General features: G+C 74.4%; 16 protein-coding genes and 1 pseudogene. 7 read left to right on the top strand and 10 right to left on the bottom strand.

Annotated features, from left to right (window positions below; genetic code table 11):
- The first annotated feature begins 131 nt into the window (after positions 1–131).
- The gene (locus tag ACZ7C5_RS37555; RefSeq protein ID WP_401090404.1) at positions 132–272 is read left to right on the top strand and encodes a hypothetical protein; all 141 of its coding nucleotides are present in this window, start codon (positions 132–134) and stop codon (positions 270–272) included.
- A gap of 1,114 nt (positions 273–1,386) precedes the next feature.
- Here the strand turns inward: ACZ7C5_RS37555 and ACZ7C5_RS37560 are convergent.
- From ACZ7C5_RS37560 to ACZ7C5_RS37595, 8 genes are all read right to left on the bottom strand, one after another.
- Complete coding sequence (locus ACZ7C5_RS37560; protein ID WP_470324423.1) at positions 1,387–2,082, bottom strand: alpha/beta hydrolase; 696 nt, start codon at positions 2,080–2,082, stop codon at positions 1,387–1,389.
- 229 nt (positions 2,083–2,311) lie between these two features.
- Positions 2,312–3,538 (bottom strand): MFS transporter, encoded by a 1,227-nt coding sequence (locus ACZ7C5_RS37565; RefSeq protein ID WP_401090400.1) that lies wholly within the window; start codon positions 3,536–3,538, stop codon positions 2,312–2,314.
- Between the two features lie 110 nt (positions 3,539–3,648).
- Entirely contained in the window at positions 3,649–3,960 is a 312-nt protein-coding gene (locus ACZ7C5_RS37570; RefSeq protein WP_401090398.1) for an ArsR/SmtB family transcription factor, read from the bottom strand.
- Between the two features lie 135 nt (positions 3,961–4,095).
- Positions 4,096–4,482, bottom strand: coding sequence for a VOC family protein (locus ACZ7C5_RS37575; protein ID WP_188294824.1), 387 nt, complete (start codon positions 4,480–4,482; stop codon positions 4,096–4,098).
- Positions 4,479–4,775 (bottom strand): ArsR/SmtB family transcription factor, encoded by a 297-nt coding sequence (locus tag ACZ7C5_RS37580; RefSeq protein ID WP_401090394.1) that lies wholly within the window; start codon positions 4,773–4,775, stop codon positions 4,479–4,481. The genes ACZ7C5_RS37575 and ACZ7C5_RS37580 overlap by 4 nt, the downstream gene beginning before the upstream one ends.
- Before the next feature lie 176 nt (positions 4,776–4,951).
- Positions 4,952–5,452, bottom strand: a complete 501-nt coding sequence (locus ACZ7C5_RS37585; protein ID WP_470324424.1) for a nucleoside deaminase — start codon at positions 5,450–5,452, stop codon at positions 4,952–4,954.
- Positions 5,453–5,559: 107 nt separating this feature from the next.
- Positions 5,560–6,030, bottom strand: coding sequence for a cyanase (gene cynS, locus ACZ7C5_RS37590; RefSeq protein WP_188294827.1), 471 nt, complete (start codon positions 6,028–6,030; stop codon positions 5,560–5,562).
- Between the two features lie 119 nt (positions 6,031–6,149).
- Positions 6,150–6,758 (bottom strand): carbonic anhydrase, encoded by a 609-nt coding sequence (locus tag ACZ7C5_RS37595; RefSeq protein ID WP_401090388.1) that lies wholly within the window; start codon positions 6,756–6,758, stop codon positions 6,150–6,152.
- Between the two features lie 124 nt (positions 6,759–6,882).
- Between ACZ7C5_RS37595 and cynR the strand changes: the two genes are divergently transcribed.
- Entirely contained in the window at positions 6,883–7,791 is a 909-nt protein-coding gene (cynR, locus tag ACZ7C5_RS37600) for a transcriptional regulator CynR (protein WP_470324425.1), read from the top strand.
- A gap of 254 nt (positions 7,792–8,045) precedes the next feature.
- On the top strand, positions 8,046–8,702 hold the full coding sequence (locus ACZ7C5_RS37605) for a hypothetical protein (protein WP_470324426.1): 657 nt from the start codon (positions 8,046–8,048) through the stop codon (positions 8,700–8,702).
- Positions 8,703–9,070: 368 nt separating this feature from the next.
- Here the strand turns inward: ACZ7C5_RS37605 and ACZ7C5_RS37610 are convergent.
- A pseudogene (locus ACZ7C5_RS37610) lies at positions 9,071–9,490 on the bottom strand (DUF6928 family protein); the annotation flags it as partial.
- 340 nt (positions 9,491–9,830) lie between these two features.
- Between ACZ7C5_RS37610 and ACZ7C5_RS37615 the strand changes: the two are divergent.
- The 3 genes from ACZ7C5_RS37615 (at position 9,831) to ACZ7C5_RS37625 (ending at position 11,296) form a co-directional block, all read left to right on the top strand.
- Positions 9,831–10,340 carry a DUF3592 domain-containing protein gene (locus ACZ7C5_RS37615; RefSeq protein WP_401090380.1) on the top strand — a complete coding sequence of 170 codons (510 nt, stop codon included), beginning with the start codon at positions 9,831–9,833 and terminating at the stop codon, positions 10,338–10,340.
- A complete protein-coding gene (locus ACZ7C5_RS37620) occupies positions 10,337–10,687 on the top strand; it encodes a hypothetical protein (protein WP_188300749.1) in 351 nt (116 codons plus the stop codon). The genes ACZ7C5_RS37615 and ACZ7C5_RS37620 overlap by 4 nt, the downstream gene beginning before the upstream one ends.
- A 246-nt stretch (positions 10,688–10,933) precedes the next feature.
- Entirely contained in the window at positions 10,934–11,296 is a 363-nt protein-coding gene (locus tag ACZ7C5_RS37625; protein ID WP_401090378.1) for a hypothetical protein, read from the top strand.
- Positions 11,297–11,560: 264 nt separating this feature from the next.
- On the opposite strand, the gene ACZ7C5_RS37630 is transcribed toward ACZ7C5_RS37625, so the two are convergent.
- A complete protein-coding gene (locus ACZ7C5_RS37630; protein ID WP_401090376.1) occupies positions 11,561–12,241 on the bottom strand; it encodes a TetR family transcriptional regulator in 681 nt (226 codons plus the stop codon).
- A 74-nt stretch (positions 12,242–12,315) separates the two neighbouring features.
- Here ACZ7C5_RS37630 and ACZ7C5_RS37635 point away from each other — a divergent pair, with 74 nt between their 5' ends.
- Entirely contained in the window at positions 12,316–13,254 is a 939-nt protein-coding gene (locus tag ACZ7C5_RS37635; RefSeq protein ID WP_401090374.1) for an oxidoreductase, read from the top strand.
- Positions 13,255–14,022: the final 768 nt, after the last annotated feature.

Genomic DNA, 14,022 nt, shown 5'->3' on the forward strand with positions numbered 1-14,022 from the left:
TGCTCACCCCCCCTCGCCACCCTCGGCACCTGGGCCGCCACCCACGGCAACGCCGCCACCACCACCCAGACCAGCCCCACCACCTGACCCACCCCCAGCCCGGGTCGGGGGGGTGGGTGGGGCGGGGGGTGGTGGAACGCACGCTGAGCCGGCTGATGCGCTCGCGGCGCCCGGTGCGCGACTACGAGACGCTGCCCGCCGTGCATGAGCAGAGGGTGCTGTGGTCGATGACGATGCTCATGAGCCGCCGCCCGGCCCGGCGGCGAGCGTGAACCGTCCCTGGGTGGGCTCGTCGGCCCAGTCCCGGTCGGCCGGCCGCTTCATCTTCGACCGAACTCCTTCCACACGTGCCGGAACCGGCTCCGGTCCCAGTACGGCAGTGGTCTCCTGACAGGACGTCACTGGATTCCCGCCGGATGCTTGTTCGGTGAGCCTAGCGAGGATGCGCTGGCAGTGGGGAGCGAGCGCGTCCATGGAAAGCGCGGGACGCCGCACCGGGACGATCGAGCCCGATCGCGCGGCCCTCGGTAGGAGAACCTCGGCGGGCGCGTTCGTCGCGGGCTCCGACCCGGACGACTCACCGGCTCCCGGGCCGGCTTCACCTGCCTGTCCGGGCCGCGGCCCGGACCGAACCTCGCCGACGCGCTGCCGGGCGATCAGCCACTCGTGCCAGGCCGTCTCCGCTTCGGCGAGCTCAGCGAGTACCCGGTCCGCCACCTCCCGAAGCTCCTCCCGCTCACGCGCGGCCACCTCCCGAAGCTCCTCCAGGAGACCCACCACCGACGCCGTCCCGGCACCTCCACCAACGAGACAACCCAACGGCCCGAGCATGCCTCGCCACGCCGGCAACATGCCTGACCTGCGAAAACCCGCCGATCAAGTTCGCTACGACAACGGCTTCTCAGCCCGGCCGACTTCCCACGCAACGGCGCCTTCCGGCGGGGTCGCGCAGTGGCGGCCGGGGAGCTGACGGGGTCGTTCCCCGCGGCGTACGGCTTCGTGCCCGGTCGCAACAGCGTGGCGCCTGCGGCGGAGGACGGCCGTGGGGCGGCGCGGGTGCTCGTGGGCGTGGTGGCGGTCCCCGCGGGTCCGGTCGCGTGCTGCCGGGTGGTCGGCGGGGTGTGTCCGCCCGGTGTCGGCAACGGCCGGTTGGTCCGTGGGCCCGCGACGGTCTCGGGGCACGTGCGTGAATGCGGCGCTGCCGTGACCGGGAGTGACGGCGGGGCGTCTGTTCGCGGCCGGGGGCGGCGGGCGCCTGTGGCGGTCGGTGACGGCCTGGTGGTCCGGGGGCTTCGAGGGCGTCGCGGCCGGCCTGCGGTCGATTCCCGGCCGGGTCGGCGGCCGGGTCGCGGGCCCGCTCCGGCCTGCGGCCCGGTGCCGCCGCGGTCACAGGCTCAGCAGCAGGTCCCGGACCTCGGCGGGCCGGGACAGGAAGGGATGGTGGCCGGTGTCGAGTTCGACGGTGTGGCCGGCCTGGCGGGCGTACGCGCGCTGGAGGTGCGGTGCGGTGCCCCGGTCCCGGGCGCAGACGAGGTAGGTCGTGGGCACCTGGTGCCAGGCGGCGGCCCCGACGCTCTGGCGGGTCACCTGCGTGCTCTGGCGGGCGAGGTGGCCGGCGGCCTGTGTCCGGATGTGCGGGTCGCAGTCCTGCAGGAAGGTGTCGGTGAGCAGTTCGGGGCGAACGGTGAAGGTTCCGGTATCGGGGTCGGTGTCGAGGAACGGGGCCGGGCGGCCGTCGCCGAAGTCCGCCAGGCTCTGTCCGGCCTCGGGCAGGTAGCCGGCGATCAGCAGCAGGTGGCGGACCGGCCCGATTCCTGCGGCGGCTTGCGCGGTGACGATGCTGCCGTAGCTGTGGGCGACCACGACGGTGGGTTCGTCGCCGTCCAGCAGTACCCGGCGCACCGCGGCGACGTCCTCGGGCAGTCCCGGACCGCCGGTGCCCGCGGGCGGGCCCGTCTCGCCGCAGCTCGGCAGTGCCGGGGCCGTGCTGTGGACGCCGCGCTGGCGCAGCAGCCCGGCGGTGCGGTGCCACCACCACGATCCGTCCCGGACACACGCCCCGTGCACGAACACGACCCTCATCGCGCTGCCTCCATGCCCGCCCGGACACCCGCCCGAACACCCGCCCGGACGCCCGGCTGTCCGGCTGTCCGGCTGCCCGGCTGCCCGGCTGTCCGGGCCGTCTTGCGGTCCACGGTAGCCGAGGCCGCCGTGGCGGCAGGGGGTCGTGGGCCGTTCGCGGGGTACGGGCGCGGGCCTTCGGCGAAGGCCCGCGCCCGTACCCCGGCGGGGCGGGGCCTGCCGGCAGGGGTCAGGGAGCGGGTGCGGACTGGGCCTGGCCCGCCTGCCCCGCCTGGTCCGCCTGGTCCGCCCGGCCGGGCCGGGGCAGGCGGCGGCGCAGGAGGACGGCGGCCAGGGCGGCCGCGGCGAGGGCGGCGCCGGCCAGGGGCAGGTGGCGGGGGCCCGCGGTGGTGACGACGGCGCCGCCGAGGGTGGTGCCGAGGGTGATGCCGAGGTTGGAGAAGGAGATGAAGAGGCTGTTGCCGAACTCGGGGGCGTCGGTGGCGTCGCGGGCGAGCCAGGCCTGGGCGACGGCCAGGCCGCCGGAGTGGACGGCGCCCCACACGAGGACGGCGGCGAGCATGGGGGCGGTGTGGGGGCCGACGGCGTCGAGGAGGAGGTAGAGGGCGAGGTAGAGGACCGGGTAGGCGGTGACGGTGCGTACCAGGCCGCGTTCCAGCAGGCGGCCGAAGACGAGGTTGCCGGCGGTCATGACGACGCCGAAGGCCATCAGGGCGGGGCCGGTGAGGGAGGCGTCGAGGCCGGTGACGTTCTCCAGGTACTCGGCGATGTAGCCGTAGCCGCTGAACATGGCGGCGAACAGGAGGGTGACGGCGGCCACGGCCAGCCACAGCCGGCCCTGGCGCAGGATGCCGAGCTGTCCGGCGTAGGTGGGCCGGCCGGTCTCGGGCAGGTCGGGGAAGAAGGCGAGGAGGCCGGCGCAGGCGGCGAGGTTGACGGCGGCGGCGGTCCAGAACGCGGCGGGGACCGTGAGGTGGTCGGCGACGTAGGAGGTGAGCGGGACGCCGAACGCGAAGCCGGCGCTGACGCCGGCGAAGACGGTGGTGGCGGCGCGGGCTTCCCGGCCGGGCGGGGCCAGGCGGGTGGCGGCGGTGAGGGCGAGGGCGAAGAAGACGGGGTGAAACAGCGCGGGCAGGATCCGGAAGGCGAGGACCAGCGGGAAGGAGTCGCTGAGCGCGTAGACGGCGTTGGCGACGGCGAAGACGGCAAGTGCCGTGGCCAGGACGGTCTTTCGGCGCAGCCGGGAGGCGAGCAGGACGCCGGCGGGGCCGGTGGCGGCGACGGTGAGGGCGAAGGCGCCCACCAGGGTTCCGGCGGTGCCGGTGCTGACGTCGAGGCGTTCGGCCAGGGAGGGCAGGACGCCGACGACGCCCATCTCGGTGGTGATGATGCCGAACACGCCCAGGGCCAGGACCGGTACGGCCAGGGCGTTGCGGGCGGGGGCGGTGCGGGGCACGGACGACCTCCAGTGGATACACAAATCTAGATAGTTGGATGCGTTAGGGGGAAGAAAAAGGGGGCGCCGACCGGGCGCCCCCGCAGGGCAGGGGTGGTGCGTGGAGGGGGTCAGAGTTCGTCGCGTGCGTACGCGGCGAAGGCGGCGATGGTCTCCTCGTTGCGCCGGTAGAAGGTCCACTTGCCGACGCGCTCGGACACCAGCAGTCCCGCCTCGCGCAGGATCTGGAGGTAGCCGGAGACCACCGACTGGGCCAGCCCGGAGCGTTCGCGGATGTCGGTGACGCACACGCCGATGTGGAAGCCGACGCCGCGCTCGCGGTAGTAGGGCTCGTCGAAGTAGAGCTCGGGCGACTTGAGCCAGCGCAGGAAGTCCGCGCGCGCCGGGTTGGCGAGCGCCTTGTGCACGGCCAGCGGGTCCACCGCGCGCACTCTCCTTCCGCCGTCCGGCCCGTCGGGACGTATCTAATATTCTGGATACGACCTTGGGTGTCAAGGCGGCCCCGCCGCCCCTCCCCGCCCGGACGCCCGGCGGAGCCGGGGGCCGGGGGCCGGGGGTCAGTGGTACTGGGCGATCTGGATGAGGTTGCCGCAGGTGTCGTCCAGGACGGCGGTGGTCACCGGCCCCAGCGCGAGCGGTGCCTGGGTGAAGCGCACGCCCAGGGCGCGCAGCCGCTCGTACTCGGCGTGCACGTCGTCCACGGCGAAGGAGGTGGCGGGGATGCCGTCGGCGGCCAGCGCCGCGACGTAGGCCTTGGCGGCGGGGTGCCGGTCGGGCTCCAGGACCAGTTCGGTGCCGTCGGGCTGGTCTGGTGAGACCACGGTCAGCCAGCTGTGGCCGCCGAGCGGTACCTCGGTCTTCTTCACGAATCCCAGCACGTCGGTGTAGAAGCGCAGGGCCTTGTCCTGGTCGTCGACGAAGACACTGGCCAGATTGATCCTCACGGGGCGTCCTCGGGTGGTTCGGGCCTGAGCCAGCGGGCGGTGATGCGCTCAAGCGGTTCGGTGTCCAGGTCGTGGAACTTGTAGCGGCCCTCGCGCCGCACCCGTACCAGGCCGGCCGCCTCCAGCACCGCCAGGTGCTGGCTGACCGCCTGCCGGGAGAGGCCGAGCGCGTGCCGGGTGGTCAGCCGCACGCAGATCTCGAACAGCGACTGGCCGCCACGCCCGGCCAGCTCGTCCAGGATCAGCCGGCGGGTGGGGTCCGCCAGCGCCTTCCACACCCCATCGTCGGCCACCTCCCCACCATAGGCAAGCCGGGACTTGCCTACCAGGCGGGGCCGGACGACGGGACCCGACGACGAGACCCGACGACGAGACCCGACGACGGGGCCGGAATCGAGGCCGTCCCGGCCCTTCGCCCAGGGGTGGTGAACCGCGGGGCCGCGCCCGGCAGGTGCCCGCGGTCCTCGGGTCAGGCGGCGGTGGGGGCGCCGGCGACGCGGCGTTCGCCGCCGTTGCGTTCCCGCCAGAGGCGGTGGACCCCGACGGCGGCGTCGTGTTCCTCGTGGCGCATCGGCATCCGGCGTTCCTGCCAGGGCTTGGCGAACTCGCCGTAGAAGGTGTCGAGTTCGAAGTACCTGCGGTCGTCGACGTGGTGCGGTTCGTAGGCGTCGCGGGCGGCGAGGAAGACGACCTCGTCCGGGGAGCAGCAGTAGAGGGCGCCCAGGCACATGGGGCAGGGGTGGGCGAGGACGTAGACGGTGGTGCCGGTGAGGTGCTCGGTGCCGAGCCCGGTGCAGGCGTCGCGGATGGCGAGGATCTCGGCGTGGGCGGTGGGGTCGCCGGTCCGGGCGACCCTGTTGGGGCTCTCCGCGAGGATCCTGCCGTCCTTGACGATGACGGTGGCGAACGGGCGCCCGCCCTCGGCGACGTTGCGGCGGGCGATGTCGACGGCGCGCTGGGCGAAGTCCATGAGGGGGCCTTGGAGGAAGAGGGACGGGACGGGGCGGGGACGGGGGCGGGGGAAGCGGGGGGGCGGGCGGGTCGTCCCGGGCCCGCCCCCCGTCAGGTGATGACGTGTCAGAACGGCTTGGTGGGCAGGTACTTGCCGTCGAGGGTGATGACGGCGCGCTCGCCGCCGTCGGGGTCGGCGACCTTCCTGACGTCGAGCCTGAAGTTGATGGCGGAGATGATGCCGTCGCCGAACTCCTCGTGGACCAGGGCCTTGAGGGTGGTGCCGTAGACCTGGAGCATCTCGTAGAAGCGGTACATCGTCGGGTCGGTCGGGATGCGGTCGGGCATCGAGCCGCGCAGCGGGATGGTCTGCAGCAGCAGCGCCGCGTCGTCGTCGAGGCCCAGGAGTGCGGCGACGGCCTTGGCGGACTCCTCCGGCAGCGGGTGCTGGCCGAGGACGGCGGCGGTGGTGAACGCGACGGAGAGGCCGGAGGCCTCGGCGATCTGCTTCCAGGAGAGGTTCTTGCGGGTCTTGGCCTCGACGGCCCTGTCGGCCAGGGCCTCGCGGGCGCTCCGGTTGAACTGTGCCTGCACCATGATCGGTTGTGTCCTTTCGGCGATGGGGTGGCCGCTCCGCGGAAAAGGGGGAAGCGGGGCGGCCCGGGAGTGGGACGGGGCGGGGCGGGGCGGGATGGAGTGGCTGCGGGGGGCGGGGGTCAGGCCGCGAGGGCGGTGCCGGCGGTCAGGTCGGTGGCGCGGCCGGCGGTGACGTCCTCGACGCGGCCGGTGGGGATGTCGTAGACCCAGCCGTGCAGGGCGAGCCGGCCCTGTCCGAGGGCGCGGGCGACCGAGGGGTGGGTGGCCAGGTTCGCCAGCTGGGCCGCGACGTTGTGGCGCACCAGGGCCGGGACGTCGCCGCCGGCGGCGGTGCGGGCCACGGAGGCGTCCGCGTGGCGCAGCCAGGAGGCGACGGCGGGGGCGTCGGTGAGGTCGTGGCCGTGGGCGAGGGCGGTCATGGCGCCGCAGGCGGAGTGGCCGCAGACGATGACGTCCTTGACGTTCAGGGCGGTGACGGCGTACTCGACGGACGCGGCGATGGCGTCGGGCTCGGGGCTGTGGGCGGGGACGAGGTTGCCGGCGGTGCGGATGACGAACAGGTCGCCGGGTTCGGTGCCGGTGATCAGTTCGGGGACGACGCGGGCGTCCGAGCAGCCGATGAACAGGGTGCCGGGGGTGTGGTGGGTGGCGAGGCGGGCGAAGAGGTCCGCCTTGGCCGGGAAGACGTCCCGCTGGAAACGGGCGACGCCGTCGGTGAGGTCCTGCATGGTCACTCCCCTTCGGGTGGTGGCCGGCCCCGTGGGCCGGTGAGATCCACCATGCATGACCTGGTTCTATAGTGTCCAAGAGTTGTCGGGGATGCATGCCATTAGTGTTGTCTATAGTGGGTGGATGGCCTCTCCGGAACTGCGTCACCTGCGTTATCTGCTCGCCGTGGCCGAGCACGGCAGCTTCACCCGCGCCGCCGAGGAGCTGCACGTCTCGCAGCCCACGCTCTCCCAGCAGGTCCGGCAGCTGGAGAGGGCCCTGGGCGTGCAGCTGCTGGACCGTACCGGGCGCAGCGTGCGGCTCACCGATGCCGGCGCGGTCTACACGGGGCATGCGCGGCGTGCGCTGCGTGACCTGGCCGCCGGTGAGCGTGCGGTCCACGATGTGCAGGACCTCTCCCGTGGTCACCTGCGCCTGGGGGTGACGCCGACGTTCACCGCCTATCTGGTCGGCCCGCTCACCGCCGGGTTCCACGCCCGTCACCCGGGGGTGAGCGTCACGGTGGCCGAGATGCCGCAGGACCGTCTGGAGGCGGCTCTGCTCGCCGACGGCCTCGATCTCGGCATCGCGTTCGCCGGCCCCCACCCGCCCGGTGTGACGGCAACCGCGCTGTTCACCGAGTCCCTCAGCCTCGTCACCGCCGCCGCGCGTGCCCGGGAGATGCCCGGGCCGCTGCCGGTCCGTGCTCTGGAGGGCGAGCAACTCGCCCTGCTGACAGGGGGCTTCGCCACCCGTGGCCACATCGACGCCTACTTCGCCCGGTACCGGGCCGCGCCGCGTATCACGGTGGAGGCCGACTCCATCCAGGCCCTGACCGAGATCGTCCGGCGTACCGCTCTGGTCACCGTCCTGCCCGAGCCGATCACCGACGACCACCCCCATCTGGCCCCCGTCCCCCTCGATCCTCCCCTGCCCACCCGTACCGCCGTCCTCCTGCACCGCACCGACGCCTACCGCAGCGCCGCCGCCCACGCCTTCGCCGACCTCACCCACGACGTCGTGCGCGCCCGCGGCTACGCCCCGCCCCGGTGAACCCCCGCCGCCCGCTCGCCTGTCTGCCGCCGTCCTGTCGCCGGGGCCCGGGCGGGCCGTCCCGCGCCGCAGTCCGCGGCCCTCGCCGCGGCGGGGGGCCGGGTTCGCGTCCGCGGGGAGCGGGAGGCGGCCCCGGGCCGCTCCGGGCGCCGCGGGCTCCCGCCCGGCACTGCGGGCGGCCGTCCGGCGGCGAGTGCCTCCACGGGCATGCCTGCCTCTGAACCGCGCCGCGTCACAGGCATGGGCTCAGAGCCGTGCCCCGGCCTCCCGACGACAGTGACCACCTGGCCATGGCGTTCCCCGGCCCGCTCGCGGACGATGTCCGGGTGGTCCTGGCGGCCATGGGGGCATCGCGGCTGAAGCCTGCGGCCCCGTTCTCGGTCGACGTGCAGGGCCGGCTCCTCGCGATCCCCACTCGCTCGTACAACGACGAACCGTCGGCCGACGCGCTGGAATCCCTCTCGCCACGACAGCTGACGATCCTGCACTGCCTGTACACCAGGCACCATGACGGGAGGATCCGCCGGCGTCACCCGGAAGGCATCGTCGGCTCCGCGCAGCCCTGGGTCGTCCCGTACGTCGTGCAGCTGGCCGGCGAGTACGTCGTGGAGATCCTGGTGGTCATCCGGAAGGCACTCGGCGACCTCGATACGCCGGGCACCGCTCTGCGTGCCGCCTACGGCCGGTTCATCGTGGACGATCCCTCCTTCTTCGCCCGCACCCAGAGGCGGGTGGTCAGCTACTGGAGCTGCTACCACCGTTTCGACTACACGAGCTTCCCGGACTATCCGGGCTGTACCGTGCTGGAGCTCCTGCGGGCGGCGGCCTGCGACCTGGCCGGCCACCCCTGGCCCCGCCTCACGCCGCCGGCCGGCAGGGCCGGTCCGAGCGGCCACTGCCGGACCCCGTAGCGGGACGTGACACTGCGGCCGGCGCCCGGAGGCTCCTCGGCCCGGCCGCCGGTGTGACCGAACGCGCGAAGCCCGAGGTGGACCGCCCCCTTTGGTGCGGGAGAGCCGGGTATCGGGCCGGACGGGCTTCCCGCCGGATCCGGCGGGACCGACGCGCAGTCCTTGGGCACCGCCGGGGTGGCGCCCGCGGCTACACGGCATCCCGCCCGGTCAACGTGCCGCCGGGACCCGGCACGCAGCTGCGCGGCGGCCCCGTGGCCGCCTCCGTCACCGCGGGACCGGGAGCGTCCGGTCCCGTACGAGGAAGCCCCGTGGAGCGCGATGGCGTAAGCATCGACGTCACCGGGCGCCGGGCGGCCCTCCATGACGAACCCGCAGAGCGCGCGCAGCGCTTCCTCACCCATGGCCGGCGGGTGGAAGGGCAGCGGGTAGGGCCTGACGTCCTCGCCCGGCCACGCGATGACACCGGCCGGCCGTTCCCCGGCCCAGCAGGGGACTTCGAAGGGAAGCGGATCGCCGATGTCCTCGACGATCCCGCCGCCCGGGGAGAGACTCAGCGAGCGGATGAGGCGCCCGTCCGCCCAGACGCCGAAGGCCAGCCAGTCGACCACACTGTGCGTGGCGTGCAGGACCATCCGCCGGCCCGCGCCCGCCGCGACGAGCTCGCCGGGGAGCCGGGACGGCAGATCGACCATCACACGCTGGTCGCAGACCAGTCCGATCCCCGGCCGGCTGCCCGCACAGGCCCGGCCGCGCGGCGGATGGACCCCGTCCGGCCGGGGGCACACCTCTCCCCGCCGGTGCCGCCGGTGCCGCCGGTGCCGCCGGTGCCGCCGGTGCCGCCGGTGCCGCCGGTGCCGGAACCCGCCTGCGGCCGGGGCGGGTTCACCCGGAAAGTCCGCCCCGGACAGGCCCGCCGCAGTGCGCGCCCGGAACCGGGGCCCCGTCCGGAAGCCCGGCTGTCAGAGCGCCTCGCTAGCATCAAGCCCGCACGCACGTTCCCCGATGCGCCACCGCGGCCCGCCCGGCAGTTTCGGGAACGACCGCCCGGGGGGCACCTCGCCGGGCCGCCCCCCCGGTACCGGGCCGGCACCGGACCGGCACGACAGCCCCGAGGGAGTGGACGCCATGGACGCGGTACCGGCATACGTGCGCGGCTACCACCGAGGCCTGGGGCGCGCGTCCGCGGCCATGCTCGGGTGCGGGCTGCTGCTGTTCGTCCTGGCGGTGGCGTACCTCATCCCGCATGACACCCATGTGGAATCGGTCCTCAACGGCCGCGGTGTACAGGTCCGGGCCGTCGTCACCCGGTGCGTGCCGGTGGGCGCCAACGGCGACGGGTCCGTCTCCGCCAACTCCCACTGCCGGGTGCGCTTCACGGCATCCGACGGGCGGACCGTCGAAACACAGCTGGCCTACGTATCGGACGACCTCGGGAGAGAGCGGCCCGTCACCGTCGTATACGACCCCCAGGACGCCGGGCTCGCCGCCCTGCCGTCGAGCATCGGTTTCTGGAACACCCTCGGCCGCAACGTGATCGACTGGTCCGCCCTGGCGGTCTCGGTGGTCATGCTGCTCGCCGGGACTGCGGCTCTCACGTGGTACCTGCGGCTGCGCGCCCGGATGAGGCGGGCATGAGCGCGACGGCGGCCACGGCGGCCGACGTGGCGCGCGCCCGGTCCGGGATCCCGCTCGGCCTCCCGGCCCCGCTGCTGGCCCTGTGGAGCGTGAGGGACGGCCTGCTCACCGCAGCGGGCGTGACCGTCTACCCGGCCGGGTGCATCGGCGAACGCAACACCACCTACGAAGTCGGGCGGTACGCACCGGGTTTCCTCCTCATCGGCGACGACAGCGGCGGCCGCGGGTTCCTCCTGCGCGCCGACGACCCGGACTGCGCCGTGTTCTCCTCCGACCTCGGCGACCTGGATCCCGCGGGCTTCGACGTCGAGTCCACGCACTTCGCCTCCTGGGCCGAATCGCTCTGACCTTCCGCGCCCCGGGCGCCGCGGGTCCCCGGCCGGAACCCGGCCCCGCACCAGGGCAGACCGACCAGGCGCGGCACGGCACGCGGCGGGCGAGCGGGCGGCGGCGGGCGAGCGACGGTGGGCGGCGCGGTGGTGCGGCGGCGCGCCGGGGGTTCACCCGCACGAGTGATTGTGACGCTGTGCTCAACGGCGGACACTCGGCGTATCCGGAGGGCTCGTGGGGCCCTCCCGGCGCGAGGAGCCGTCATGACCGCAGTCGAACCTTCCGCCTCCCGGGTGCCGCAGATCGCGGACAACTCGCAGCCCACCACCCGCGGCGAGGGCCTCGCGGCCATCGGCGGCAACCTCGGCGCCGTGTGGCGGGCCTGGTGGACGTGGAGCCCGGGCAACGGGACCTTCAACCTCCAGATCCCCTGGAACGTCATCGGGACCGACTCGACGGTCGTCGTCACGGCCTCCGAGATCGACTCGAACGGCAACCGGTTCGCCGGCGCCGCACCCTTCCAGGTGTCGAGCATCGCCCCCGGCAACGGCATCGTCACCTTCAAGATCAACATCGGCTGGGGCAGCCCGCTGCCGATGCGCACCGACGTCCTGGTCTTCAACTGACCGGCCCGCCACGGATGCCGTCCGCGCCCCGGCGGTGACCGCCGGCACGGCCCGGGCGCACGCCTCCCGGCACACCCGCGCCCGCACCGGGGCCCGCGGCGGGCGGGCGGCAGGGGGCAGCGCGGCGGCATCCCCGGCCCGTACGGGCCGCACTGGCCGTACGGGCCCGGGGCTGCCCGGGCGCCGGTGCTGATGCGGTACCGGCGCCGGCATGCCCGGCGCGGCGTCAGGCGGTGGTGTCAGGCGGCGGCGCAGGCGGCGGCGTCAGTCGATGGCGGGGCCGGTGTGCGGGGCGGGGGTGCGTACGACGGCGTCCAGGGCCGGGGCGATGACGGCGAAGCAGCCGTCCGTCAGTGCGGCGATGTCCACCGCGCCGTCCGCGCCGGCGGCGTCAGCGGCGGGGCCGGCGGTGCTCCAGCGTTGGAGGACCGTATGGAAGGCCGACAGGGCCATGTCGGCGGCCAGTCGCGGGTAGAGCTCGTGCCCGGCGTCCAGGTCCAGGCGGGCGGCGAGTCCGGCGGCGAGCCGGTCGCGCCACTGGGCCTGGCGTTCCAGGAAGCGGGCGTGCAGGGCGGGTGTGGCCAGGATCAGCCGCACCACCTTGCGGGCGCGTTCCTCGTGGCCGGCGCAGTCCCGGACGCAGGCCCACACCGTGTGCCGCAGCGCCGTCGAGGGTGCCTCGCCGGGCGGGCGGGCGGCGAGTTCCTCGTGCATGGCGGCGCCCAGGGTGGCCAGGAACTGGACGACGACGTCCTCCTTGGACGCGAAGTAGCGGAAGAACGTCCGCTTGGACACGCCCGCGGCCGCGGCGATCTCGTCGACCGTGACGGTGTCGAACCCGCCGTCCGCCAGCAGGTCCAGGGCGGCGCGGGTGAGTTCGTCGGCGACGAGCCGGCGTTTGCGCTGGGCCAGGGTGAGAGCGGGTCGGGAGGTCACGCCGCCCATCCTAGACCCCACGCCACGCACGTCATCAAACGTCAGTCTTGACACTTGGTGACACACAGGGCAGCGTGAGCCACATGACCCGCCACCACCCGACACCCGACCCCGCCCCGGACCTCAGCGGACGGGTGTTCGTCGTCACCGGCGCCACCAGCGGCCTGGGCCTGGCCACCACCACCGCCCTCGCCCGCCGCGGCGCCCGCGTCGTCCTCGCCGTACGCGACGAGGCCAAAGGCCACCACGCCGCGGCCCTGCTCACCCGCTCCCATCCCGGCGCCCGCCTGGACGTACGCCACCTCGACCTCGCCGACCCCGACTCCGTCCACGCCTTCGCCGACCGCCTGCACACCGACGGCCCCCACCCCGACGTCCTGGTCAACAACGCCGGCGTCATGGCACCCCCGCGCACCCTCACCCCCCACGGCCACGAACTCCAGTTCGCCGTCAACCACCTCGGCCACTTCACCCTCACCGCCCGCCTCACCCCCCTCCTCGCCCACGGCCGCGACCCCCGCGTCGTCACCGTCACCTCCGCCAACCACCGCCGCGCACACATCGACTTCGACGACCTCACCGGCACCCGCACCTACTCCCCGATGGGCCACTACAACCAGTCCAAACTCGCCAACGCCCTCTTCGCCCTCGAACTCCACCGCCGCCTGACCACCGCCCGCCACCCCCTGCGCAGCCTGCTCGCCCACCCCGGCTACGCCGCCACCGCCCTGCCCCACACCGGCGCCGTCGGCCCGGTACGCCTGCTCTTCGGACACCTGCTGCGCCCCCTGGCCCAGTCCCCCGAACGCGGCGCCCTGGCACAGCTGCACGCCGCGACCGCACCCGGAGTACGAGGCGGAGAGCTGTACGGGCCCGGCGGCATCGGCGAACTGCGCGGAGACCCGGTCCGCACCGACCCCGCACCACACGCCCTCGACGAGACGACAGGACGCCGGCTGTGGGAACTGTCCCAGGACCTCACCGGCACGCCCTTCACCCTGCCCGACACCGACAACCCCTGACACCCCCCCGACCACCCCCACCCACATGACAGTGCGTCACATACCGGCCGCCACACGGACAGCAGGGGCGAAACACGGCTCCGCACCGGCCGGACACCCCGCCACGACACCGTCACGGACGACGACACCGCACCCCACACCCCCACAGGCACAACCACCGGCCCCGGGCACAGCCGCGACCACGCACCCGGCCCCACGCCACACCCCACCCCGCCCCGCCCCGCCGCCACTCCCCCACCAGGCCGACCACACCGGCCACGCCGTGCACACCGGCCCGGCCCCGAAGGACCCGGCCACGGCACCCACCACGTCCTCAACCCCGACCACGACACCGACACCTTCGCCCCGACCCCGACTCCGGCCGCCCGCGGACACACCGTCACCACACCCCGGCGGACAACGGACACGACAGACCCACAGACGGGCGAGCGGACACTCCGGCCCCGCGCGCCCACCGGCCCGCCGGCGCGCGGGTGGTCCGGCGGGCCGTGCAGCGGCGGCACAGGAAGAACCCGCCCCGCCCCGGGACCGGCCACAGCAGACCACGCCCCGCCCCGGGACCGGGCCCGTCCCCCGGAGCCGTCCCGGGGTGCCGTCCCCCGGGGGTGCGGCCCGCGGCGGGGACGGGACGGGAACGGGCAGTAGGATCAGCGGCGTTGCATCCCGTACACCGCCGCTAGGAGGCTTTTCATGGCTCAGGTCACGCTGAAGGGAAACCCGGTGCAGGTCGGTGGCGCGCTGCCCACCGCCGGCAGCCAGGCACCGGCG

Source organism: Kitasatospora sp. NPDC036993 (genome assembly GCF_055607525.1).

Bases quoted from the DNA above. Each gene is read 5' to 3' on its own strand.
- ACZ7C5_RS37635 (WP_401090374.1), top strand. From the start codon at position 12,316: ATGACCCGCCACCACCCGACACCCGACCCCGCCCCGGACCTCAGCGGA.
- cynS (WP_188294827.1), bottom strand. From the start codon at position 6,030: ATGGTGCAGGCACAGTTCAACCGGAGCGCCCGCGAGGCCCTGGCCGAC.
- ACZ7C5_RS37585 (WP_470324424.1), bottom strand. From the start codon at position 5,452: ATGGACTTCGCCCAGCGCGCCGTCGACATCGCCCGCCGCAACGTCGCC.
- cynR (WP_470324425.1), top strand. From the start codon at position 6,883: ATGGCCTCTCCGGAACTGCGTCACCTGCGTTATCTGCTCGCCGTGGCC.
- ACZ7C5_RS37560 (WP_470324423.1), bottom strand. From the start codon at position 2,082: ATGAGGGTCGTGTTCGTGCACGGGGCGTGTGTCCGGGACGGATCGTGG.
- ACZ7C5_RS37595 (WP_401090388.1), bottom strand. From the start codon at position 6,758: ATGCAGGACCTCACCGACGGCGTCGCCCGTTTCCAGCGGGACGTCTTC.
- ACZ7C5_RS37625 (WP_401090378.1), top strand. From the start codon at position 10,934: ATGACCGCAGTCGAACCTTCCGCCTCCCGGGTGCCGCAGATCGCGGAC.
- ACZ7C5_RS37615 (WP_401090380.1), top strand. From the start codon at position 9,831: ATGGACGCGGTACCGGCATACGTGCGCGGCTACCACCGAGGCCTGGGG.
- ACZ7C5_RS37620 (WP_188300749.1), top strand. From the start codon at position 10,337: ATGAGCGCGACGGCGGCCACGGCGGCCGACGTGGCGCGCGCCCGGTCC.
- ACZ7C5_RS37630 (WP_401090376.1), bottom strand. From the start codon at position 12,241: ATGGGCGGCGTGACCTCCCGACCCGCTCTCACCCTGGCCCAGCGCAAA.